The 20,389-nt window shown below is 67.8% G+C and carries 17 protein-coding genes and 1 pseudogene; 8 read left to right on the top strand and 10 right to left on the bottom strand.

Annotated features, from left to right (window positions below; genetic code table 11):
- Positions 1-119 precede the first annotated feature (119 nt).
- Both ULB03_RS13470 and ULB03_RS13465 read left to right on the top strand, forming a co-directional pair.
- Positions 120-830, top strand: coding sequence for a hypothetical protein (locus tag ULB03_RS13470; protein WP_322483600.1), 711 nt, complete (start codon positions 120-122; stop codon positions 828-830).
- A 754-nt stretch (positions 831-1,584) separates the two neighbouring features.
- Positions 1,585-2,877 carry an O-acetylhomoserine aminocarboxypropyltransferase/cysteine synthase family protein gene (locus ULB03_RS13465; RefSeq protein WP_322483599.1) on the top strand — a complete coding sequence of 431 codons (1,293 nt, stop codon included), beginning with the start codon at positions 1,585-1,587 and terminating at the stop codon, positions 2,875-2,877.
- Positions 2,878-2,913: 36 nt separating this feature from the next.
- On the opposite strand, the gene ULB03_RS13460 is transcribed toward ULB03_RS13465, so the two are convergent.
- From ULB03_RS13460 to ULB03_RS13440, 5 genes are all read right to left on the bottom strand, one after another.
- Positions 2,914-3,327 (bottom strand): VOC family protein, encoded by a 414-nt coding sequence (locus ULB03_RS13460; RefSeq protein WP_322483598.1) that lies wholly within the window; start codon positions 3,325-3,327, stop codon positions 2,914-2,916.
- Between the two features lie 90 nt (positions 3,328-3,417).
- Positions 3,418-3,834, bottom strand: a complete 417-nt coding sequence (locus ULB03_RS13455) for a thioesterase family protein (RefSeq protein WP_322483597.1) — start codon at positions 3,832-3,834, stop codon at positions 3,418-3,420.
- Positions 3,835-3,900: 66 nt separating this feature from the next.
- Positions 3,901-4,941, bottom strand: a complete 1,041-nt coding sequence (locus ULB03_RS13450) for a serine hydrolase domain-containing protein (RefSeq protein ID WP_322483596.1) — start codon at positions 4,939-4,941, stop codon at positions 3,901-3,903.
- Between the two features lie 148 nt (positions 4,942-5,089).
- Entirely contained in the window at positions 5,090-5,524 is a 435-nt protein-coding gene (locus ULB03_RS13445; RefSeq protein WP_322483595.1) for a type II toxin-antitoxin system VapC family toxin, read from the bottom strand.
- Complete coding sequence (locus tag ULB03_RS13440) at positions 5,521-5,754, bottom strand: FitA-like ribbon-helix-helix domain-containing protein (RefSeq protein ID WP_322483594.1); 234 nt, start codon at positions 5,752-5,754, stop codon at positions 5,521-5,523. The genes ULB03_RS13445 and ULB03_RS13440 overlap by 4 nt, the downstream gene beginning before the upstream one ends.
- 223 nt (positions 5,755-5,977) lie before the next feature.
- Between ULB03_RS13440 and ULB03_RS13435 the strand changes: the two genes are divergently transcribed.
- The 3 genes from ULB03_RS13435 (at position 5,978) to ULB03_RS13425 (ending at position 9,541) form a co-directional block, all read left to right on the top strand.
- On the top strand, positions 5,978-7,507 hold the full coding sequence (locus tag ULB03_RS13435; RefSeq protein WP_322483593.1) for an alkaline phosphatase family protein: 1,530 nt from the start codon (positions 5,978-5,980) through the stop codon (positions 7,505-7,507).
- An 81-nt stretch (positions 7,508-7,588) separates the two neighbouring features.
- Positions 7,589-8,557: a 3-keto-disaccharide hydrolase gene (locus ULB03_RS13430; RefSeq protein ID WP_322483592.1), complete on the top strand. Its 969-nt coding sequence runs from the start codon at positions 7,589-7,591 to the stop codon at positions 8,555-8,557.
- Positions 8,558-8,740: 183 nt separating this feature from the next.
- On the top strand, positions 8,741-9,541 hold the full coding sequence (locus tag ULB03_RS13425; protein ID WP_322483591.1) for a hypothetical protein: 801 nt from the start codon (positions 8,741-8,743) through the stop codon (positions 9,539-9,541).
- Positions 9,542-9,595: 54 nt separating this feature from the next.
- On the opposite strand, the gene ULB03_RS13420 is transcribed toward ULB03_RS13425, so the two are convergent.
- Both ULB03_RS13420 and ULB03_RS13415 read right to left on the bottom strand, forming a co-directional pair.
- Positions 9,596-10,522, bottom strand: coding sequence for an alpha/beta fold hydrolase (locus ULB03_RS13420; RefSeq protein WP_322483590.1), 927 nt, complete (start codon positions 10,520-10,522; stop codon positions 9,596-9,598).
- 53 nt (positions 10,523-10,575) lie between these two features.
- Positions 10,576-11,235: a DsbA family oxidoreductase gene (locus ULB03_RS13415; RefSeq protein ID WP_322483589.1), complete on the bottom strand. Its 660-nt coding sequence runs from the start codon at positions 11,233-11,235 to the stop codon at positions 10,576-10,578.
- 298 nt (positions 11,236-11,533) lie between these two features.
- On the opposite strand from ULB03_RS13415, the gene ULB03_RS13410 reads away from it, so the two are divergent.
- From ULB03_RS13410 to cysS, 3 genes and pseudogenes are all read left to right on the top strand, one after another.
- Positions 11,534-11,962 carry a hypothetical protein gene (locus ULB03_RS13410; RefSeq protein WP_322483588.1) on the top strand — a complete coding sequence of 143 codons (429 nt, stop codon included), beginning with the start codon at positions 11,534-11,536 and terminating at the stop codon, positions 11,960-11,962.
- A gap of 167 nt (positions 11,963-12,129) precedes the next feature.
- Positions 12,130-13,475 (top strand): annotated as a pseudogene (gene gltX, locus ULB03_RS13405) (glutamate--tRNA ligase).
- Between the two features lie 57 nt (positions 13,476-13,532).
- Entirely contained in the window at positions 13,533-14,906 is a 1,374-nt protein-coding gene (gene cysS / locus ULB03_RS13400; protein WP_322483587.1) for a cysteine--tRNA ligase, read from the top strand.
- A gap of 11 nt (positions 14,907-14,917) precedes the next feature.
- On the opposite strand, the gene ULB03_RS13395 is transcribed toward cysS, so the two are convergent.
- The 3 genes from ULB03_RS13395 to ULB03_RS13385 all read right to left on the bottom strand — a co-directional run bounded on the left by ULB03_RS13395 (position 14,918) and on the right by ULB03_RS13385 (position 20,306).
- Positions 14,918-16,051 carry a tetratricopeptide repeat protein gene (locus ULB03_RS13395; protein WP_322483586.1) on the bottom strand — a complete coding sequence of 378 codons (1,134 nt, stop codon included), beginning with the start codon at positions 16,049-16,051 and terminating at the stop codon, positions 14,918-14,920.
- A 197-nt stretch (positions 16,052-16,248) separates the two neighbouring features.
- The gene (locus ULB03_RS13390; RefSeq protein WP_322483585.1) at positions 16,249-18,393 is read right to left on the bottom strand and encodes a TonB-dependent siderophore receptor; all 2,145 of its coding nucleotides are present in this window, start codon (positions 18,391-18,393) and stop codon (positions 16,249-16,251) included.
- A 251-nt stretch (positions 18,394-18,644) separates the two neighbouring features.
- Positions 18,645-20,306: a methyl-accepting chemotaxis protein gene (locus ULB03_RS13385; protein WP_322483584.1), complete on the bottom strand. Its 1,662-nt coding sequence runs from the start codon at positions 20,304-20,306 to the stop codon at positions 18,645-18,647.
- Positions 20,307-20,389: the final 83 nt, after the last annotated feature.

Raw genomic sequence — 20,389 nt, 5'->3', positions numbered from 1 at the left:
GCGGCCCTCTTTCAAGGCCTGTCTTCTTTGGCTACCGTACCGCTCCAGAGCCTTAGGGCGGCACGGGGTGTACGATGCGTCTTCGGTTTGGGAAAGGTGCCATAAGCGTCTTAACAGGGATGGCGATTTTCCTGACGTTTACGGCGGCTCATGCTGACATCGCTACCGACACGGCAGCGGCTCAAGCCGAATGGAAGGCGCATGAGGTCGCGGAAACGCCTAGTGTGGTGATTATTCTTGGCGATCATAAATTCACGGTGCCGTCCGCCTATTTCTCCAGCGGCTCAGAGCTGGCGGGGCGGCCAAAAGCGCGCGTCACACCTAGTCAACTCCAGGATCGTGGGCTGGAGATTGCCTTTTGGTTGCCCGACGGCCGGCCAACTGAGCGATGGTTGACCAGTGATCCATGGGCGCATCAGGCCGAGGCTGCGCATCCGGATCCGGGGGATGACGATTGGATTGTCCAGGCGTCCTTAACGCTTCGGCCGCTGGACGTGGATATTTCGAATGAAGCCATGCTGACGAGGGTGATCGGCATATTATCCGAAGGTGAGTTTTCCAGAGGCGCTGATGGTCGGCAGATGGACTTTCGGCAATCGAGACGCCGGGGTCCTGGAGCGCCGTGGCATGCCCACTACCGCCGAACTGACCAGTACAGCATGCTTGTGGAATGCATCCTGGATGACGCACCCAATCCCTCCTGTACCGGACGGTTGGAATTGGTGGATTTCGGTTTGTACGGCAGGCTGAGAATTCCACCGAAGGCGCTTCCGCAGCTGGACCAGTTGATGTTGCTTCTGATCCGGTTGCTGAACGACTGGAAGGGGTGAAGCGTCTAATCCGCTCAATCCCGTGCCGTTCCAGCGCCGCGCGCAGCAGGCCCTTCATGGGCGCTTGCGGCACGGCGCCCTGCTCGTTCAGCACAGCGGTGAAGGCGGGCGCGCTGCCGTAGGCGGACTGGTAGCGTTCCACCACCTCGTCCGCCAGGCGGGAAACGGCGTCGGCCGCCAGGGCCACGACGCGCCTTTGGGCACCACGATGGCTTGGTCCTTGCGCCGCACCACCCCTCGCCCCCAGCGCCCAGTACTGGGTACCATCCACCTCCGTGCGGCCGAAGACGCGAATGTGATCTCCCAGGTCGGCCTGGGCCGGACCGGGGCAGCGGCTGGGCAAGGTGTCCGGCGCCGGTTCGAACACCACGGTCTGTGGATCGTAGATCAGGCCGAACACGGGCTCGATCATCTCTTCGGCGTGGGCGCCGCCCGCCAGGATAAGCAGGCTGGCGAACAGGCCGATCTTCACCGGGGTAACCTTGGGCATTTTCACGCTAAGACAGCTGAACTGCCTTAATATTGCAAGAAATGGTAGAGACGGTCTGTGGCCGGAAAAGGGCATCGCCGGTATCGCGAATCGGTGGGCCCTGTTGCCGGATCGGCTTATGAAAAAGCGGCGGCATAGTGCTGGCGCCTCCTCGTTTCCCGCCATAAATGAAATAATTTAATAAGCGAGGATCGGTGGATGCAATTTCCAGTCGGCTCGGGCAACAATCGGCGCCAGTCCAATAAGAGATGGGAGAACGCCGCCATGGCCGTCGACAGCAAGCACCCTGAAACCCTGGCCCTGCACGCCGGCTATCGCGCCGACCCCGCCACCGGCGCCGTGGCCGTGCCCATCTATCAGACGACGTCCTATCAGTTCCAAAGCACGGAGCATGCCGCCAACCTGTTCGCGCTCAAGGAACTGGGAAACATCTACACCCGCATCATGAACCCCACCACCGACGTGCTGGAACAGCGCCTGGCGGCGCTGGAGGGCGGGGTGGCGGCCCTGGCGGTGGCGTCGGGCCAGGCGGCCAGCACCTTCGCCATCCTGAACGTGGCTAGCGCGGGCGACAACTTCGTCACCTCCACCGACCTCTACGGCGGGACCTGGAATCTGTTCGCCAACACCTTCAAGCAGTTGGGCATCGAGGCGCGCTTCGTCGATCCGTCGGATCCGGAGAATTTCCGCCGCGCCACCGACGACCGCACCCGCGCCTATTACGCCGAGACGCTGCCCAACCCCAAGCTTCGCGTCTTCCCCATCGCTGAGGTGGCGGCCATCGGGCGGGAGTTGGGCGTGCCGTTGATCGTGGACAACACGGCCACCCCCATCATCGCCCGCCCGCTGGACCATGGGGCGGCCGTCGTCGTCTATTCCACCACCAAGTATATCGGTGGCCATGGCACCAGCATCGGCGGCGCCCTCATCGATGGCGGCAACTTTGATTGGGAGGCGCACGCCGACCGCTTCCCCCTGCTGAACCAGCCGGACCCCAGCTATCACGGCGCGGTGTGGACGCAGGCGGTTAAGCCGCTGGGCCCCATCGCCTATATCCTGCGCGCCCGCGTGACCCTGCTGCGCGACATTGGCGCGGCGCTTAGCCCGTTCAACGCCTTCCAGGCCATCCAGGGGCTGGAAACCCTGCCGCTGCGCATGCGGGAGCATAACCGCAACGCCAGCGCCGTCGCCGCCTTCCTGGCGGAGCACCCCAAGGTGGCCGACGTCATCCACCCCAGCCGCCAGACGGGCGAGCTGCGCCGCCGCGCCGACGCGGTGCTGAAGGGCGGCCATGGCGCCCTGGTGGGCTTCGAGCTGAAGGACGGGGCCGACGCCGGGCGCCGCTTCATCGACGCGCTGAAGCTGTTCTACCACGTCGCCAACATCGGCGACGCGCGCAGCCTGGCCATCCACCCGGCCAGCACCACCCATTCCCAGCTGTCGGTCGAGGACCAGGCGGCCACCGGCGTCACCCCCGGCTATGTCCGCCTGTCCATCGGCATCGAGCATATCGACGACATCCTGGCCGACCTGAGCCAGGCCTTGGCCGCCGCCTGACGGGGCAGGAGGGGCTAGACGGCGTGGTGCCGCCGGCTAGCCCTGCGGCGGCAGTTGAGTGGCGTCCAGGAACAGCGGCTCCCAGACATGGCCGTCCGGGTCTTCAAAGCTGCGGCCGTACATGAAGCCGAGGTCTTGGCGAGGGTTCACATCGGCCTTGCCGCCGTGCCGGCTGGCGGCCTCGGTCATGGTGTCCACGGCGGCGCGGTCGTCGCAGGTCAGGGCCAGCATCAACGCGCCGCTGGCATGGGTGTCGGTGATGGGCTTCTGGGTGAACACCCGCCATTTATCGTGGGTCAGCAGCATGACGAAGATGGTGTCGGAGAACACCATGCAGGCGGCGGTCTCATCGGTGAACCGCGGATTGTTCACCGCGCCGATGGCGGTATAAAACGCCATCGCCTTGGGCAGGTCGCGCACCGGCAGGTTGATGAAGATTTGCTTGGCCATTGTCCTCTCCTTTCAAGGGGCGGTGCGCAGAGGACGCCCCACCCCGCCCGGAACCGACAGGGGCCCCGAAAATTTTCTCGGCCGAGATGCTCAGCACGCCGCCTTTTTCTCCACCCGCGCCATGAAGCGGGCGTAGTCGATCACGCCCCGGCTGTGGAAGCCTTCGCCGATCAGGCCGGTGGCGTCGCGCGCGGCGACCTTGAAGCGCAGGGCGCGGCCGTCGAAGGAGATCAGTTCCACGGTGGCGGTGACGGTCATGCCCACCGGCGTGGCGGCCACGTGGCTGACGTCGACATGGGTGCCCACGGTGCGCTCCCCCGGTTCCAGATAGGGTGCCAGCGCCTGCACGCAGGTCCATTCGATGAAGGCCACCATCTGCGCGGTGGCGAAGACCGGCGGCATGTCATGGAAGCCGCCGAAGGCGGCGGGCAGGGCGGGCACCAGCATGCTGGCGTCGACGGTCAGGCTTTCGCTGTGGCGCAGGCCAGGCTGCAGGCAGGATTTCACGGGGGCGGCCTCCTCTGTTGGGCGGCCGCCGTCCTTCAGGCCCCTGGGGTATCAGGCCCAGGGGCGTCAGGACAGGGTCGCCAGGATGGCTAGCAGGATATCCTGCGACCGCCGCTGGCCATAGCCCTTGCCATAGGCGCTGGAGGTGATGGCCACCACCAGGTCCAGCGACGGCACCACATAGATTTTGTTGCCGCCATTGCCGGAGGCGAAATGGACGGGCACGGTCCGATCACCGCCCACGGGCTCATCCTTGGCGTACCACATGTACCCGTAGAAATCGGCATAGGGGTCGCTGGCGGCGATGGGGTGGAGGCGGGCCAAGCTGTCGCGGAGCCAGTGTGCGCTGACGACGCGGCGACCGTTGTGCGTCCCGTGGTTCAGGACCATCTGGCCGATGAGGGCGGCGTCGCAGGCGGTGATCGACAGGTTGCCCTGGCCGGTGCCGTGGCCACCGGCCAGGGTGCGCCAGCTATGGGGGCCGATGCCCAATGGGGCGAACAGGGCCTCCCGCGCCAGGGCGTCCAGGCTTTGACCGGTGGCGCGCTCCACGATCAGGCCCGCGAGGAAGGCGTTGAGGGAACAGTATTGGTAGCGGCGGCCCGGCGGTTCGCGCACCGGCACGGCCAGGGCGGCGGTGGCCCAGTCGCCGTTCTTCTCCCCCTCCGCGTCCAGCGTGTCCTCATTGCCGGGGGAGGCGGGGTCGGTATCGTCCGCCGCCAAGCCGGAGCGCATGCTGAGCAGGTCGCGGATGGTGATCGTCTCCCATCCCGGCGGCAGGGGGCCCGGCAGATAGCGGGTGATGGGAGCGTCCACGCCCGTCACCCGGACCCGGTCGATGGCGATGCCCATCAGCAGGCTGGTCAGGCTTTTGGTGGCGGAGCGGATGTCATGCAGCGTGGCGGGGCCTTCACCGTTGTAATAGGCCTCGGCGATGCGCCGCCCGTGGCGCATCACCACCACGCCCTTGAGGTCGGGGTGGGGGTCGCCGCGCCAGGTTTCGAGCAGGGCGGTCAGCCGGGGCAGGGCGGGTGCTGACGTTTCGGTCGACCTTGCCATCGCAGGCAGCAGGCTGGTGAAGCCCGCTCCCACCAAGCCGCCCATCATTCTCCGCCGGTTCCACGGCCATCCGCGTGGGCCATCCCTGTCCACCGCCGTCTCCTCCCCGCTGGCCATGATGCCCAGCCTTGCCGTGATCGACGGTGGGGGCAACGGCCACCAGCGCGCGGAGATGTGGGGCCACTTTCCGAATGGCTTAGAGTAGGACCGGACCCGCCCCGTCCAGCGTCGTGATCGCATCCGCATAAACCGGGTGGGCGGCGGCGGCGTTATGGAACCGCCGGTCGGCTGTGACGACCTGGCCGGAGAGATGCAAGGCCGCCGCCAGGTACAGGCAGTCGTAGAGCGGGTGCTGCAAGGTATGGGCGATGCGCAAGGCCGCCGGCAGAAGCGGCGGGGTATCGATCAGGCGTACGGGCGCCCGTATCAGGAAAGCCAGCCGTTCCTCAGCCTCGGCCGAACTGAGCGCTTGCCGCTGCGTCAGCTTCCACAAGGCGTTCGCGGCCTCCGTCAGCCACAGGGTGGGGGCTGCCAGGGGGCGCCCGTCCAGCAGCGCCGCCGCCGCCGCGCTGTCCGCCTCGTCCCAGACCCATTTCAACGCGACCGAGGCGTCGACGATGGTCAGGCTCATCTCTCGTCCCGCGCGGCACGGATCAGGGCGGTCGTGTCGACGGGCGTCCGGCCGGCGGTCTGGCGCCGAAACTCCGCGGCCCGCTGGGCGAAGTCTCCGGCGGCTGGGCGTAGCGCCTGTTCCAGGATGGCGCGGTGTTCCGCCTCCACCGACCGGCCGTGGGCGCTGGCCCGCGCTTTCAGGGCCACGACGATATCCTCATCGACCTGGCGTACCAGCAGCTGGGCCATCGCGGGCAACTCCACAAGGGGATTACAAGGAAAAATGATAGCGCGTGCTATCGGTCCCTTCAACCCCAACCCGATCAGCCCCGTTGTCACACAGGGCTGCAATCTATGAAAGAATTTCCCACATTCTATCCGTTGCCCAGGTAGTTTCGATCTGGAACTATGCGGCGGAATTCGGCATGGCGGGGGCGGGCGCCTACGCTGTGCGCGCATGCAGGGGGGAACCATGGGAAACCGCTTGTCGTCGATCAAGCATGTGGTCCAGCTGATGCTGGAGAACCGGTCGTTCGACCAGATGCTGGGCTTCCTCTACGAGGACAGCGGCAACCGCTCCCCCGCCGGCCACCCTTTCGAGGGGCTGACCGGGCGGGAGACCAATCCCGACGGCGCCGGCCATGAGGTGCGGGTCTACAAGATCGGGCGGGAGGCGCAGCCCAGCCCCTATTTCATGCCGGGCGGCGATCCGGGCGAGGGCTTCTTCAACACCAACGTCCAGCTGTTCTCCACCGAGAACCCGCCGGACCGGGCGCGGCCGGAGAACCGGGGCTTCGTGGTGAATTTCCGCAGCGCCATCAACTACGACAACGGGCAGCAATACATGCATGTGCTGCCCGGCACCGCGCCCAATGACATCATGGGCATGTTCACGCCGGACCTGCTGCCGGTCCTATCGGGCCTGGCGCGCGGCTATGCGGTGTGCGACCGCTGGTTCGCCTCGGTGCCGACGCAGACCATTCCCAACCGCTGCTTCGCCGCCGCCGCCACCTCGCAAGGGCACCTGGACAACAAGGTCAAGACCTTCACCTGTCCCAGCATCTTCGGCCAGTTGTCCCGCTTCGGCGTGGACTGGGCCATCTTCGGCTACAACCAGCCGCCGATGACCCGCCTGGACTATCCCGACACCCGCAACGCGCCTGACAGTCATTTCGGGCTGTTCAGCGATTTCCAGGCGCGGGCGCGGGCCGGCACCCTGCCGGCCTACACCTTCCTGGAGCCGGACTTCTCCTACACCGGCAACAGCCAGCACCCGAATTACGACGTGGCCCTGGGCGAACAGCTGATCCACGACGTTTATTACACCCTGCGCGACAGCCCGGGCTGGAACGAGACATTGCTGTTGATCACCTACGACGAGCACGGCGGCTGCTACGACCATGTGCCGCCGCCCTATGGCGCCACGCCGCCCGACGACACGGTGGGGGAATTCGATGATTTCGATTTCCGCCGCTTTGGCGTGCGCGTGCCGGCGGTCCTGATCTCCCCCCTGATCGAGCCGGGGACGGTATACCGCGCCGATCACGGCACCATCGACCATACCTCCGTGCTCAAGACCATCGAGGAGCGCTGGAACGTCCCCCCGCTGACCCGGCGCGACGCCGCGGCGCCCAGCCTGGGTGACGTGCTGACGCGGGAGGAGCCGCGCACCGACGATCCGCTGGCGGGCGTGGTGGTGCCCACCTCCGGCATGGTGCATCCCGGGCCGGGCAAGCCCTCCGCCCTGGAACTGGTGCACGCCCAGCGCCTGGCCGACCTGCCGGTGGCCAACGCCTATGGCACCTTCGACCATGATCCGCCGGACCTGTCGACCGCCGCCGCCGTGGCCGATTACATCCGCGCCCGCACCGCCGCCTGGCAGCATCACAAGGCCCGGCGCCAGGCGGGGCCGCTGATGGCCACCCCGCGCGCGCCGTTGCCCACGGTCCTGCCGGCTGACCAGGACGCGCCGGTGGAGGCGGAGACGCCGGCGGCCGGTTGATGCGCCGCGTCATCTGTCGTCCGCTGCCCGATGCTGCTATGAAACTGTCGCGATGAAATCGATAACATCGAGAGCGGCGGCATGGCGGCACGGGCGGCGTTGGGGCTGGTTCTGACGGTAGGAATGGGGCTGGGCTGGGGGCTCGCCGGGGCGGCGGAGACGGCCCCGGCAAACGCCGCGTTGGCGGCGTTACTGGCGGACGATCCGCCCTTCCGCGCGCAGCGCTTGCGCCTGGTGGACGTGCCGGCCCCGGCGGGGCCGGCGGTCAGCCTGTTCAACGGCCATGACCTGGACGTTTGGGACGCCTGGCTGGGCTATCCCGACCCGGCGCGCACCTACCTGGCGCAGCCCGGCCAGACCCCCATCGGTGCCGACCCCGCCGCCATCGCCCAGATAGTCCATGTGGTGACGGAGGAGGGGGAGCCGGCGATTTTCATCACCGGGCAGATCTGGGGCGGCATCGTCAACCGGGGCGACCACGCCAACTATCACCTGCGCCTGGAATATAAGTGGGGCCGGGCGCGTTACGCCCCGCGCCTGGCCCTGCCGCCGAACAACGGCCTGCTGTACCACAGCCACGGCGCCCCCGGCGCCGTCTATGGCACCTGGATGGCGGCGGCGGAGTTCGAGATCATGCAGGGTTCCGTCGGTATGATCGTGCCGGTGGGGCCCGACGTGACGGCGACGACGGAGATTGGGCGCGACCCCACGCTGATCGATCCGCAGCGGCGCTACATGAGGGGCGGCCGCGCCGTGGTGGTGACGCCCCCCGCCTGGAACGTGGAGGCCGCCAGCAATGCCGAGAAGCCGGCGGGCCAGTGGAATGTGCTGGACCTTTACGTGCTGGGCGATCAGGCCGTGCATGTGGTGAACGGCGTGCCGGTCATGGTGGTGCGCGATCTGCGCATGCGGGAGGGCGGCGCCTGGGTGCCCCTGACCCACGGCCGCATCCAGCTACAGTCGGAAGGGGCCGAGACGTATTTCCGCCGCATCACGCTGGAGCCCATCACGCGCCTGCCCGGGGTGGTGCTTGAGGGCGAGGTGGATTGAGCGGTGACGCTTTCGCCTCTTGATGGCGCACCCTGAGTAGATGAACTCGCGGGTGATTTTAACTCCCTTAAGAGGGTTGGTTGGTTTATTATGCCCTTTTTGAGACATATTAGCTGTTATTAATGTAGTTTTCCGTGCATCGGATGCGCTAGGTTTGAGGCTCCATCAAGATGGAGATGATCAGTGACGACGTTCAAACCCGAATATAAAGCCGGCGACGGATATGCTCCTGTTTGCATAGTTATCAACAACAGCAGCAATAGAACGCTGCTTTATGATTTCAGATCTGTCACCGATGCCTTCGGCCAGCCGATGCGCGCCTACGGCTATCAGACCTCCGTGCTTTCCACCTATCAGCGCGCCCGGAACTCGCCGGCCGCATCCATCATCAAGGCCGGTCTGGCGCCGCTGTCGACCAGCCTGGCGACCCTGATCCTCAAGACCGCCTACTACACGGGCTCCGCGATTCACCAGAAAATCAAAAGCATCTCGGGTAAAACCGTCACCGGTATCGAGGGCGCGGTGACCGACCACCGCATCGGCGCCATTCCTCCGAGCACGACCCTTTATGTGGAACTTGGGTCGATACCGGTGGACGGAAGCTTCAACAACAAGGGGTGGCCGCTCACCAGCGACATGGACAACTTTGTCGGTTCCTTCATCGGGCCCGCGACGCTTCACGGCGCGGCACTGGATGCTGCCTTGGAATCCAATCCTGAACAGACGTTGAGCGCCGCGCGTCGGGAAGGCGTCGGCGTCGCATTCTGGGGCGAGAGCACGGGGTTTTGGGCCCGGATAACGAAGGACTTCTTCAACGCGAACGTCAATTTCAGGCAGATGCGCGATAATCTGACCGTCGAGACCTTGGTGGACACGACGGTCATGCATCGCGTCAGGGTCGGCGGGATGACCTACGCCCTGGATGGCGCGGGTTTTGATCCGCCCCTGCTGGATTACGTGCAACTGACCGTTTTCGGGGGCTGAAGGCACGGCATGGAAATCGGCGCTTGCGAAAGCGACCGCGCGCCTAGGTGCCCATCAATTCCCCAGCGTGGGGCCGGCCAGGAAATCCAACAGCAGGCGGCTTACCACCTCCGGCGCTTCGCGCTGGGGGAAATGCCCGACGCCGGGCAGCACCTCCCGGCGGTAGGGGCCGGTGAAGTGGCCGGCGGCCTTCTCGGTGGTGGTGGGCAGGGTGCAGCGATCGTCGCCACCCTGTATCATCAGGGTGGGCACGGAAAGGGTGCGGGTGGCCCGCTGGCGCCTTTCCAACTCGGCATAGCGGGGGTCGGGTTTCGCCTCGTCCCAGCGCACGCGATAGGAGTGCAGGGTGATGGCCGCCCAGTCCGGGTTGTCGAACGCCGTTGCCGTGCGCTCGAACGCCTCCTCCTCGTACCAGCCGGCGGGGCCCCAAGTGTCCCACTGGTAGCGGGCGAAGGCCTTGCCGTCGTGGCAGACGGTTTCCGCTCCGCGCTCCGTCGTCAGGAACCACTGATACCAATAGCTTTGGGCCTGGGGCAGAGCGGGGGTGGGCAGGCTGCCCGGCTCCCACCCCACCGACAGGGCGGCGATGCGACACATCCGGTCGGGCGCCACGGCCGCCAGGAAATAGGCGGCACGGGCGCCCCAGTCATGGCCGATGACGCTGAAGCGCTGCCAGTCCAGGGCGTTGGCCAGGTCCAGCGCATCCTGGGCCAGGGCGGCGATCTGGCCCGACCGGGTGGTCTGGCTGGACAGGAAGCGGGTGGGGCCGAAGCCGCGCCACCAGGGCGCCACGGTCTTATACCCCGCCGCCCACAGCGCGGGCGCCACCGGGTCCCAGGTGTGGGCGTCGTCCGGCCAGCCGTGCAGCAACAGCACCGGCGGCCCATCGGCCGGTCCACCGGCGATATAGGCCATATCCAGCAACGGTGTGGTGACGTGGTCGATCTCGGGTTCCGTCATCTCGGGTTCCGTCATGGGCATGATGTCAACCTGGTTGAAAGCGGACGGTTCCGACGCGCCGCCCCCGTGTTCCGTCAGCCCGCCGCGCTGGCCACCACGCCCTCGGCGCCCGCCAGGTCCAGCAAGGGCAGGAAGGCGCCTGGCTCCTGCGCGCCGGACAGGGAGTAGAGGCGGTTGAAAATGAAGCAGGGCACCGCCTGGATGCCCAGTTGGCGCACGCTGGCCAGGGACTGGCGCAGGGCGTCGCGGTCGGTGTCGCTGGCCAGGAAGGCGGCGGCCGCGTCGGTATCCAATCCGCTCTCCCCCGCGATGGCCGCCAGCACGGCGCGGTCGCCGATGTCACGCCCGTCGCGGAAGAAGGCGGTTTGCAAGGCGCCGGCCAGGTCCAGGGCGCGACCACCGGCGCCCGTGGCGTCGGCGTGGCGCAGCAGGCGATGGGCGTCCTGCGTGTTGGGCGTGCGGCGGATACGGTCCAGGTTCAGGCTCAAGCCTTCCGCCGCGGCCGTCTGTTCCAGCAGGGCGTTGACCTGGCGGATGCGCTCCGCGCTGCCGAACTTGGCCAGCAGGTCGATGGTGCGGTCGATGCCGCCGGGCGGCGTGTCCGGGTCCAGCTGGAAGGGCATCCAGCGCACCTCCGGCTGCAACGTCGGCCGTTGCGCCAGCGCCCGCTCCAGCCGGCGCTTGCCGATGTAACACCACGGGCACACGAAGTCGGCGACGATCTCGATCAGCATGGGCGCGGGCGTGGTTCGGGTCGTGGTGGTGGCATGCGACTATACGGCGGTGGTGGTGGCCTGCCGAGTCTCATCCGAGGGTTTATACACCAAGGACGGGGAGGGCCGCGAGACGCCCGCCGGCGGCGTCGTGTTTCTTTTCCGTTCCGGTTGGCGGCCTCCTGCGCTAAAGTTTTCGCATCTCTGCCTTATGTGGGCATGCCGTCGGCCTTGGTCGATGGCGCCGGGCGGTGATATCGCGGCGATTTCGCAATAGGCTGGTCCGGCGTGGACCTGCCCGCCGGTGGGGGCCCGTTCCATGAGCGAAACCTACGTCTCCATGAAGATCCGCGAGGCCATGGCCCAAGCCCAGGGCAGCCGCGCCCAGGCGCAGCGCATCCTGATGGCCTGGGCGCTGGCGGATGAGCAGTTGATGCGCGGCCTGTGCAAGCCCTTCCTCAAGGGCATCACCGGTGCTGCCATCGAACGCGCCTACCGTGGCACCGGCGCGGCGCCATCCCTGGCCCCGGCCAGCGCGGCCGCTGGCGCCACCGCCCGCCGGGCGCCCGCGCCGCAACGCCTGAGCCAGGCGCAGTTGGACGCCATCGTCGCGCGCATGGGCGGCACCCGCCTGGCCAACCAACCGCCCATCCTGAACGGCGCCCCGCCGCCCAAGGCCGATGGCACGGTGAAACAGGCGGCCTCCGTCAAGGCCCTGGCCGCCGCCTTCCACCGCAAGAAGTTCTGAACCGGAAGAAGTCCTGACCGGGGGCATATCCGCCGTCATGCCGGCATCGGCGAAAGGGGCGGGGTCCATTGGGCTCCGCCTTTTGCTTTTGTGCCGCTTCATGGTATCGCTGCGGCCTTGCTTCGGTCCGGGTTTTGCTCCCGTTTTTCATAAGGTCCGCTTTTCCCATGAGCCCAGTCGCCGTCCGTTTCGCGCCCAGTCCCACCGGCCGCCTGCATATCGGCAACGCCCGCGCGGCGGTGATGAACTGGCTGTTCGCCCGCAGCCAAGGCGGCAGCTTCATGCTGCGCATGGACGACACGGACCGGGAGCGGTCGACGGCCGAGTACGCCGCCGGCATCGAGGAGGATCTGCGCTGGCTGGGCCTGACCTGGGACCGCTACGCCCGCCAGTCGGACCGGCTGGACCGCTACACCGCCGCCGCGGAGCGGCTGAAGGCCGCCGGCCGGCTGTACCCTTGCTATGAGACGCCGGATGAGCTGGGCCTGAAGCGCAAGGCCCAGTTGGCCCAGCACCGCCCGCCGCTGTACGACCGCGCCGCCCTGCGCCTGACCGACGCCGACCGCGCCCGGCTGGAGGCGGAGGGCCGCCGCCCGCACTGGCGCCTGAAGCTGGAGCATGCCCCCGTCGTCTGGAACGACCTGGTGCGGGGCACCCAGCGTTTCCAGGGCCAGGACCTCAGCGACCCGGTGCTGATCCGCGAGGATGGCCAGCCGCTCTACACCTTCGCCTCGGTGGTGGACGATATCGAGCTGGGTATCACCCACGTCATCCGGGGTGAGGACCATGTGGCCAACACCGCCGTGCAGATTCAGCTCTATGAAGCGCTGGGGGGGGCGTGCCCACCTTCGGCCATTTCCCCCTGATCACCGACGCCAGCGGTGCTGGCCTGTCCAAACGGCTGGGCAGCCTGAGCCTGAAAAGCCTGCGCGAGGACTCAGGTTTGGAGCCGCTGTCCATCCTGTCGCTGCTGGCCAAGATCGGCACCTCCGACGCGGTGGAGGCCAAGGGCACGCTGGAGGACCTGGTGGCCGATTTCGACCTGGCCAAGGTCGGGCGCGGCACGCCCAAGTTCGATGCGGAGGATCTGCACCGCCTGAACGCGCAGATTCTGCACCACATGCCCTATGCGGCGGTGGCGGACCGCCTGCCGGCCCTGGGCATGCCGGGCGCGGATGAGGCCTTCTGGCTGGCCGTGCGGCCCAACATCACCCACGTCGCCGAGGCCAAAGGCTGGTGGGATATCACCCACGCGCCCCTGGCGCCCGTGGTGACCGACGCCGCCTTCCTGGCCGCCGCCGCCCAGGTTCTGCCACCGGCCCCTTGGGGGCCCGACACCTGGGGCCAGTGGGTGGACGCGGTGAAGGCCGCCACCGGCGCCAAGGGCAAGGCCCTGTTCATGCCCCTGCGTCTGGCCCTGACCGGCCTGGAGCATGGGCCGGAGCTGAAGACCCTGCTGCCCCTCATCGGGCGGGAGCGGGCGCTGGCCCGGCTGTCGGGGCAAACCGCTTAAATAACGCCCCTCTTCAACGTATTATCGTCTTTTCCTCTTATCCCAGGTCAATCCGTCATGGCACTGCAGCTGTACAATACGCTCACCCGCGCGAAGGAAGTCTTCGTGCCCGTCGACGCCAGCCATGTGCGGATCTATTGCTGCGGCCCCACCGTCTACAGCTATGCCCACATCGGCAACGGCCGCACCTTCACCGCCTTCGACCTGCTGGCCCGGGTGATGAAGCACCTGTACCCCAAGGTGACCTACGCCCGGAACATCACCGACGTCGATGACAAGATCATGGACCGGGCCAAGGCTCTGGGCCAGAGCATCGAGACGGTGACGGAGACGACGACGGCGCAGTTCCATGCCGACATGGACGCGCTGAACCTGCTGCGCCCGGATGTGGAGCCGCGCGCCACCGGGCACATCGGCGCCATGATCACCATGATCGAGCGGCTGATAGCGTCCGGCCACGCCTATGCCGCCGAGGGGCATGTGCTGTTCAACGTGCCGTCCATGCCCGACTACGGCCGCCTGTCGCGCCGCAGCCAGGATGAGATGATCGCCGGCGCGCGGGTGGAGGTGGCGCCTTACAAGAAGAGTGCCGCCGACTTCATCCTGTGGAAGCCGTCGGCCGACGACCAGCCCGGCTGGGACAGCCCCTGGGGCCGCGGCCGGCCCGGCTGGCATATCGAGTGCAGCGCCATGACCGCCGCCCACCTGGGCCCGGTGTTCGACGTGCATGGCGGCGGGCTGGACCTGATCTTCCCCCACCATGAGAACGAGATCGCGCAGAGCCGCTGCGCCCACGGCACCCAGGTCATGGCCAATTACTGGGTGCACGCCGGCTTCCTGACCATGTCCGGTGACAAGATGTCGAAGTCGCTGGGCAACATCTTCACGGTGGCCGAGCTGCTGGACGAGGTGCCGGGCGAGGCTCTGCGCCTGGCCCTGCTGCAGGCCCACTACCGCCAGCCGCTGGACTTCTCCAAGGAGGGCCTGCGCCAGGCCAAGGCCACGCTGGACCGCTGGTACGGCGTGCTGCGCGCCGCCGGTGGTGTTCCTGCGGGCGATGTGCCGACGGATGTGCTGGCGGCGCTGGAGGATGACCTGAACACGCCGCTGGCCTTTAGCCTGCTACATGAACTGGCCAACCGCTTCCACAAGGAGACCGATGAGGTCGGCCGCCAGGCCGTGGCCGCTGGCTTCAAGGCCGCCGCTAACCTCATGGGCCTGCTGTTCCAGGACCCCGAGGCCTGGTTCCGCTGGACGCCCAAGGGCGCCGACGGCCTGGACGAAGCGGCCATCCAGGCCGCCATCCAGGCGCGCAAGGACGCCCGCGCCGCCAAGAACTTCGCCGAGGCCGACCGCATCCGCAAGGATCTGCTGGACCAGGGCGTGGTGCTGGAAGACGGCCCCCAGGGCACGACCTGGAAGCGGGCGTAAGGGGGCGAGGCCTACCCCATCGGCGCCTGGGCCCGCAGCTCCCACGCCCGGGCCTCGTCGGTGCGGCCCAGCTTACGCAGGCAGGCGGCGCCGGCGGTGAGCGTGGTGGCGAGGCCAGCGGGATCGCCGTGCTCGGCGGTTTCGGCGGCGTGGCGGTACCAGTCCATGGCGTCATCGAAGCGGCCCATGGCCACCAGGGTGTCGCCCACGGCGTGCACGGCATGGCACAGGCCCGGCAGGTTCACGCGGCCAGCGGCGTCGCCGTCCTCCACCGCCGTGACGGCGGCCAGCGCCCAGGGCAGGGCGTCGGCGGGGCGCGCCAAGTCCATCAGGCACTGGCCAATGCGCAGGCGGGCGCGGCCGACATCGTCATGGTTGACCGGCGCATGGGGCCCGCCGCGCTCCAGCGCCGCCACGCTGCGCTGGAACCAGAGCAGCGCCTCTTCCACCAGGCCCAGGGCGTAGAGGCAGTCGGCGGCCAGATGCAGGCTGGCGCCCAGGCTGGCGTGATCGATACGGCTGGGCTCGGCGCGGGCGGGATCGGCGTTGGGGCTGGCGCCGCCCTGTTCCTTGGCCGCCACCGCCTGTTGCAGCCAGGTCAGGGCCACGTCCGGCTGGCCTTGGCGGGCCAGGCAGGCGCCGACCTGATGCAGGCTATGGCCCACGGCCTCATAATCCACCCGTCCCTGGACGTCGCCCCGCGCGGCCGCCTCCGCCGCGTGCTGGAACCAGGCCATCGCCTCCACGTCCCTGCCCAGGCGGGCCAGGCAGGTGCCCACCAGATGCTGGCAGGCGGCCAGGTTGTCGCCATGCACCTTGCCTTGGGCGTCGCCCTGCTCCGCCGCCGCCACGGCGTCCTGGAACTCCGCCAGCGCCTCATCGATGCGGCCCAGGTCGTACAGGCAATAGCCCACGTCATAGAGGATGCGGCCCAGGCGGTCGGCATCGACCACCCCGCGCGCGTCGCCCTGCCGGGCCAGGGTCGCGGCATGCTGAAAGATGGGCAGGGCGTCCGCCGGACGGCCCTGGTCGATCAGGCCGCGCCCCTGGCGATGGAAGTGGTCGTGCGGCATGCCATCCGGGTTCATGCCATCCGGGGACATGAACGCGTCGTCGGTGAAGGGGCGGGCCATGGGCGCCGGCATGTGGGATTGGTCCCTAGCCAAGAGGGTGCCCGCCAAGGGTGGCGGCTTGCCCCCCGCTCTGTCAACGCGAGCCCGGCCGAGGGGGCCTTTAGGGGAAGGGGGCGGGACCAGGCCTATGGAGGATGGGATATGGCGGGCGCGATAGCCCCATCCCCCAAGGGCACGGTGCGCCCCTTATGCGCCTGGCACGCTCCAGGTCACATCTTCCAGCCGATGCTGATCGTGCCATTCAGGCCGGGGCCATAGTAGCCTTGCGCCCAGTATAGGCTGGTGATGTATTTCTCATCGGTCAGGTTGTTCATGTTGGCGGTAATGGACCAGTGCCGGTCAACTTCATACCGCGCCATCACCCCCAGCAGGGCGTAGGCCTCCTGGGTGGTGTAGATTTCCCGTCCGGTGGTGGTGCTGACCGCTCCTTGGTCGCGATAGATCCGGCTCTGCCACGACAGGGTGGCCCCTAGCTTCAGTTTGTCCGTGGCCTGATAGTTGGTCGCCAGGCGAAGGGTCTGCCTGGGCACATAGGTGCGTGCCGCCCGTCCGGCCTCATCTTCGATCTTCATCAGGGTATACCCGGCGCTGACCTGGACCTGAGGCAACAGGCGGCCGGATACCTCCGCCTCGATGCCTTGGGCGGTGGCGTTGACTCCGGTGTAGTAGGTCTGGCCCGTGGCCAAGTTATAGCCGGCGCTTTCCGCCGTGTTGTCCTGCCGCGCCTGGAACAGGGCGACGCTGGCGTTCAGTTTCTCATCGAACCAAGCCCCCTTGGCGCCCACCTCGACGTTGTCACCGTCGATGGGGGCCAGGACATGGTTGTTAACGTCCAGTTGGGTCTGGGGATTGAAAATCTGCGCGTAGCTCGTATAGGCGGAAATCTCCGGCGTGACCTCATAGACCAGGCCGGCATAGGGCAGGGCGCGGCTGACGTCATAGCTGTTGGCCGCGCCATAGCTGTCACCCGACATCTTCACGTGGGTGACGTTGACGCCCGCGATCAGCTTCAACGGCGCCAGCAGGCTGAGCCGCGCCGCCGCATACCCCGTCTCCCGTGTGTAGTAATAGTGCGCTTCGCCGGTATAGGCGTCGAAGCTGGGCTCGGCATAGCTGCCGTCGAAGGCACTCAAGCCCGGCAGGGGGGTGCCGATGCCCTGACCATAGTCGGAATGCTGGAAGGTGTTGTTGCGACCCCAATTGCCACCGATCACCAGGTCATGGCTGCGGCCCAGGGCTTCCACGGGGCCGGAGACATAGGCTTCCGCCGTCCACTGCCGGTCATGGTTGTGGTAGGCGGAGGGATAGGAATAGAGCCCGTTACCCGTGGCCTTGTCCGGTGTGCCGTAAACATAGAATAGGTCGCCATCGCTTTCGTTCAGGCGGTGCAGCACGCTGGCCTTGGCTGTCCAGCCGGAGCCCAGGTCATGGCGGATATCGCCGAAGATCTGGTGGGTTTGAATGTCCCAGCGGCTCCACTTCGCGGCGGTGCTGGTGCCGCGGCCGTAATCCGTGGGTGTGCCGTCGGTGTAGTAGAGGGGCAGGGCGCCCCATAGGCCGCCGCGCGTCAGGTCGTCCTGGTATTGATAGCCGGCCGACACCGTGGTGCGGGGGTCCAGGTCGGCCTCGACCACGGCGTAGCCGACGCCGCGCTGGTTGTTGTAGCGATCCACCTGGCTGTCGCCGTCAGCATAGGCGCCCACCAGGCGCAACCGTACGCTGCCGGTGGCGTTCAAGGGCGTGGAGATATCGGCATCGCCCCGCTTGGTGTCATAGGACCCGCCGGTGAAGGAACTGGAAACCGCCAGGTCATCGGTGGGGCGCTTGCGCACGAAGTTGACCGTGGCCGAGGGGTTGCCCGTGGACGACATCAGGCCGTTGGCGCCCCGCAGCACTTCCACATGGTCATAGATGGCCGTGTCGATGGTCCCGTTTTGGATGCCGTCCACCAGGGGCAGGCCGAAACCGTCGTACTGGAAGTTGCTGATGTCGAAACCGCGCGCGCTGTAGAAGGTGCGGTTGGTTTCCACCTCCTGCACGTTGACGCCCGTCGTGCTGGCCAGCACATCGTTCACCGTGCGCAGGCCGAAGTCCGTCATCTGGTCGCGGGTGATGACGGTGACCGATTGCGGCGTCTCCTTCAGCGTCAGCGGCAGCTTGGTGGCGCCCCGGGTGGTCTTGACGGTGTAGGACCCGCTGCCTTCGGTGGCATCGTCCCGCGTGCCGGTGATGACGACCTCGGTTCCCGATTGTGGATCGGCGGCGGCTGGATCGGGCGCTGCCGGTGTGGCCGCATACGCCGCCAGGGGCGAGGTGGTGACCAGCAGCGAGAAGCAAAGGGCGCGCAGCGACAACGGTTCCTCCCGTCATGGGGTGTGCATCAGGGTGATGCCGGCCCCTGTAACGGCGTTGGGCTATAAATGCAAGTCATTCTCATTCGCGTATCAGTTTGATGGACGTTTACCCGCCGGCTTCTGGGGCGTCCCGCGACCACCCCCCCCCGCATGGGGGTGGGGCTTGATGGGATACGGAATGGATCGCGGGCGGCATCGGGGGCCTCGACCCCAATATGCCGCCCGTCACACCGTTCTGCCGTTCCGTCCCCTCACGCCGCCCGCACCGTGCCCAGGAACCGCTCCACGGCACTGGTCAGCACGTCGGCGTGTTCCGCCAGTTTGCCCGAGGTGCTCTTGATCTGGGTGGCGGCGGTGCCGGTGGTGGTGGCGGCGGTGCTGACGTGGGTGATGTCGCGGGACATGTCCTCGGCGCCGGTGGCGGCCTCGTTGATGCCGCGGGCGACCTCGCGGGTGGCGGCGGTCTGTTCCTCCACGGCGGAGGCGATGGCCATGGCGATGTCGGCCATGGCGGTGATGGCGGCCTCCAGGCCGGCCAGGGCGCCGGCGGTGCGGTCGCCCAGGTCCTGGATGCGCTGCACCTGGGCGGTGACGTCCTCGGTCGCCTTGGCGGTTTGGGTCGCCAGGGCCTTGACCTCGCCGGCCACGACGGCGAAGCCCTTGCCGGCCTCCCCGGCGCGGGCGGCCTCGATGGTGGCGTTCAGGGCCAGCAGGTTGGTCTGGGCGGCGATGCCGGCGATGATCTCCACCACCTGGGTGATGCGGTTGGTGCTGTCCTGCAGTTGCGCCACCACCTGGCCGGAGGTGGCGCAGTCAGCGATGGCGTCCTGGGCCTGGCGGCGGGACCGCTCCACCTGGCGCGCGATCTCCTGCACCGTGGCGGCCAACTCCTCCGACGCGGTGGCGACCATCTGCACATTGGCGGAGGTTTGGACGGCGGTGCCGGCGACGGCGCTGGAGCGGTCGCGGGTGATGCCCGCCGCCTCCGCCATGGACTCGGCCGTGCCCCGCATCTCGCGTGCCGCCGTGGCCAGGGCGGTGATCAGGCCGGCCACCTGGGCCTCGAAGGCGTCGGCCACCGCCGCCTGGGCGGCCTTGCGCTCTTGCTCCGCCTGAAGGCGCAGGGCCGCTTGCTCCGCCTCCAGCCGCTTCATGGCGGCGGCGTTGTCGCGGAACACCGCCAGGGCGCGGGCCAGGTCGCCCAATTCATCGCGGCGCCCGGTGGCGGCGACGGTGACCGACAGGTCGCCGGCGATGATGGCGCGCGTCGTGCCGGTCAGCCCGCCCAGGGGACGCACCACCAGCCTCAGCGATAGGAAGACCGCGCCCAGCAGGCCGGCGCCCACGCCCAGCGCCCCGGTCCAGGCCAGGAGCTGTCCGGTTTGGGCCCGTGTCCCGGCCGCCTCCACCGTCAGGGCCGCGATCTTCTTGCCCAGCGCGTCGATATACCCGTCGGTCAGGGCCGAGGCCTCGCGCTCACGCGGGCGCACCTGGTCACGGAAGCGGGCGGTGGCCGTGGCGTCGTCGCCCGCCAAGGCGGCGGTAATGACGTCGGTCGCCGCCTGCATCACCGCCTCCTGGTCCTTGGTGAAGGCGGTCATGCCGCCATCGGCCGGCAGCCGGGGCTGCAAGGCGGCGACCTGGTCGCGCATCTCCTGCACCCGCTTCAGGGCGCGGTCGGCGAAGGCCTTCTTGGCCGCCGGCGCTTCCAGAATGGTGTTCAGGGCGTCGCGCTGGATGGCGCGGCTGAGGGCCCGCACCTCCGACGCCTGCACCATCAGCGCCTGGGCATCCTCCAGCGATTGGGAAATCGCCGCCGTCCGTCGCAGGCCGATCTGGCCGGCGATGACAAGGAAACCGGCGATCATGGCAATGCCCACCGCGGGCAGCAGCAGTTTCGGCGTCAGGCCCATTCGTTTTTCCGCTATCACATCAAATGTTTATGGTCCCCGTGGGACGATGCCCTTGGCGCCGCCCCAGGGGTTAATCTGTCTTG

This window comes from Nitrospirillum goiasense (genome assembly GCF_034427435.1).
Lineage (GTDB): Bacteria > Pseudomonadota > Alphaproteobacteria > Azospirillales > Azospirillaceae > Nitrospirillum.
Note: the sequence above shows the minus strand (reverse complement) of the source record. Positions and strands in the feature narration are given on the sequence as shown.

What these genes read in the sequence shown, in the direction of transcription:
- ULB03_RS13470 (WP_322483600.1), top strand. Translation starts at nt 120, where the DNA reads ATGGCGATTTTCCTGACGTTTACGGCGGCTCATGCTGACATCGCTACC.
- ULB03_RS13465 (WP_322483599.1), top strand. Translation starts at nt 1,585, where the DNA reads ATGGCCGTCGACAGCAAGCACCCTGAAACCCTGGCCCTGCACGCCGGC.
- ULB03_RS13460 (WP_322483598.1), bottom strand. Translation starts at nt 3,327, where the DNA reads ATGGCCAAGCAAATCTTCATCAACCTGCCGGTGCGCGACCTGCCCAAG.
- ULB03_RS13450 (WP_322483596.1), bottom strand. Translation starts at nt 4,941, where the DNA reads ATGATGGGCGGCTTGGTGGGAGCGGGCTTCACCAGCCTGCTGCCTGCG.
- ULB03_RS13445 (WP_322483595.1), bottom strand. Translation starts at nt 5,524, where the DNA reads ATGAGCCTGACCATCGTCGACGCCTCGGTCGCGTTGAAATGGGTCTGG.
- ULB03_RS13440 (WP_322483594.1), bottom strand. Translation starts at nt 5,754, where the DNA reads ATGGCCCAGCTGCTGGTACGCCAGGTCGATGAGGATATCGTCGTGGCC.
- ULB03_RS13435 (WP_322483593.1), top strand. Translation starts at nt 5,978, where the DNA reads ATGGGAAACCGCTTGTCGTCGATCAAGCATGTGGTCCAGCTGATGCTG.
- ULB03_RS13430 (WP_322483592.1), top strand. Translation starts at nt 7,589, where the DNA reads ATGGCGGCACGGGCGGCGTTGGGGCTGGTTCTGACGGTAGGAATGGGG.
- ULB03_RS13420 (WP_322483590.1), bottom strand. Translation starts at nt 10,522, where the DNA reads ATGCCCATGACGGAACCCGAGATGACGGAACCCGAGATCGACCACGTC.
- ULB03_RS13415 (WP_322483589.1), bottom strand. Translation starts at nt 11,235, where the DNA reads ATGCTGATCGAGATCGTCGCCGACTTCGTGTGCCCGTGGTGTTACATC.
- ULB03_RS13410 (WP_322483588.1), top strand. Translation starts at nt 11,534, where the DNA reads ATGAGCGAAACCTACGTCTCCATGAAGATCCGCGAGGCCATGGCCCAA.
- cysS (WP_322483587.1), top strand. Translation starts at nt 13,533, where the DNA reads ATGGCACTGCAGCTGTACAATACGCTCACCCGCGCGAAGGAAGTCTTC.
- ULB03_RS13395 (WP_322483586.1), bottom strand. Translation starts at nt 16,051, where the DNA reads ATGCCGGCGCCCATGGCCCGCCCCTTCACCGACGACGCGTTCATGTCC.
- ULB03_RS13385 (WP_322483584.1), bottom strand. Translation starts at nt 20,306, where the DNA reads ATGGGCCTGACGCCGAAACTGCTGCTGCCCGCGGTGGGCATTGCCATG.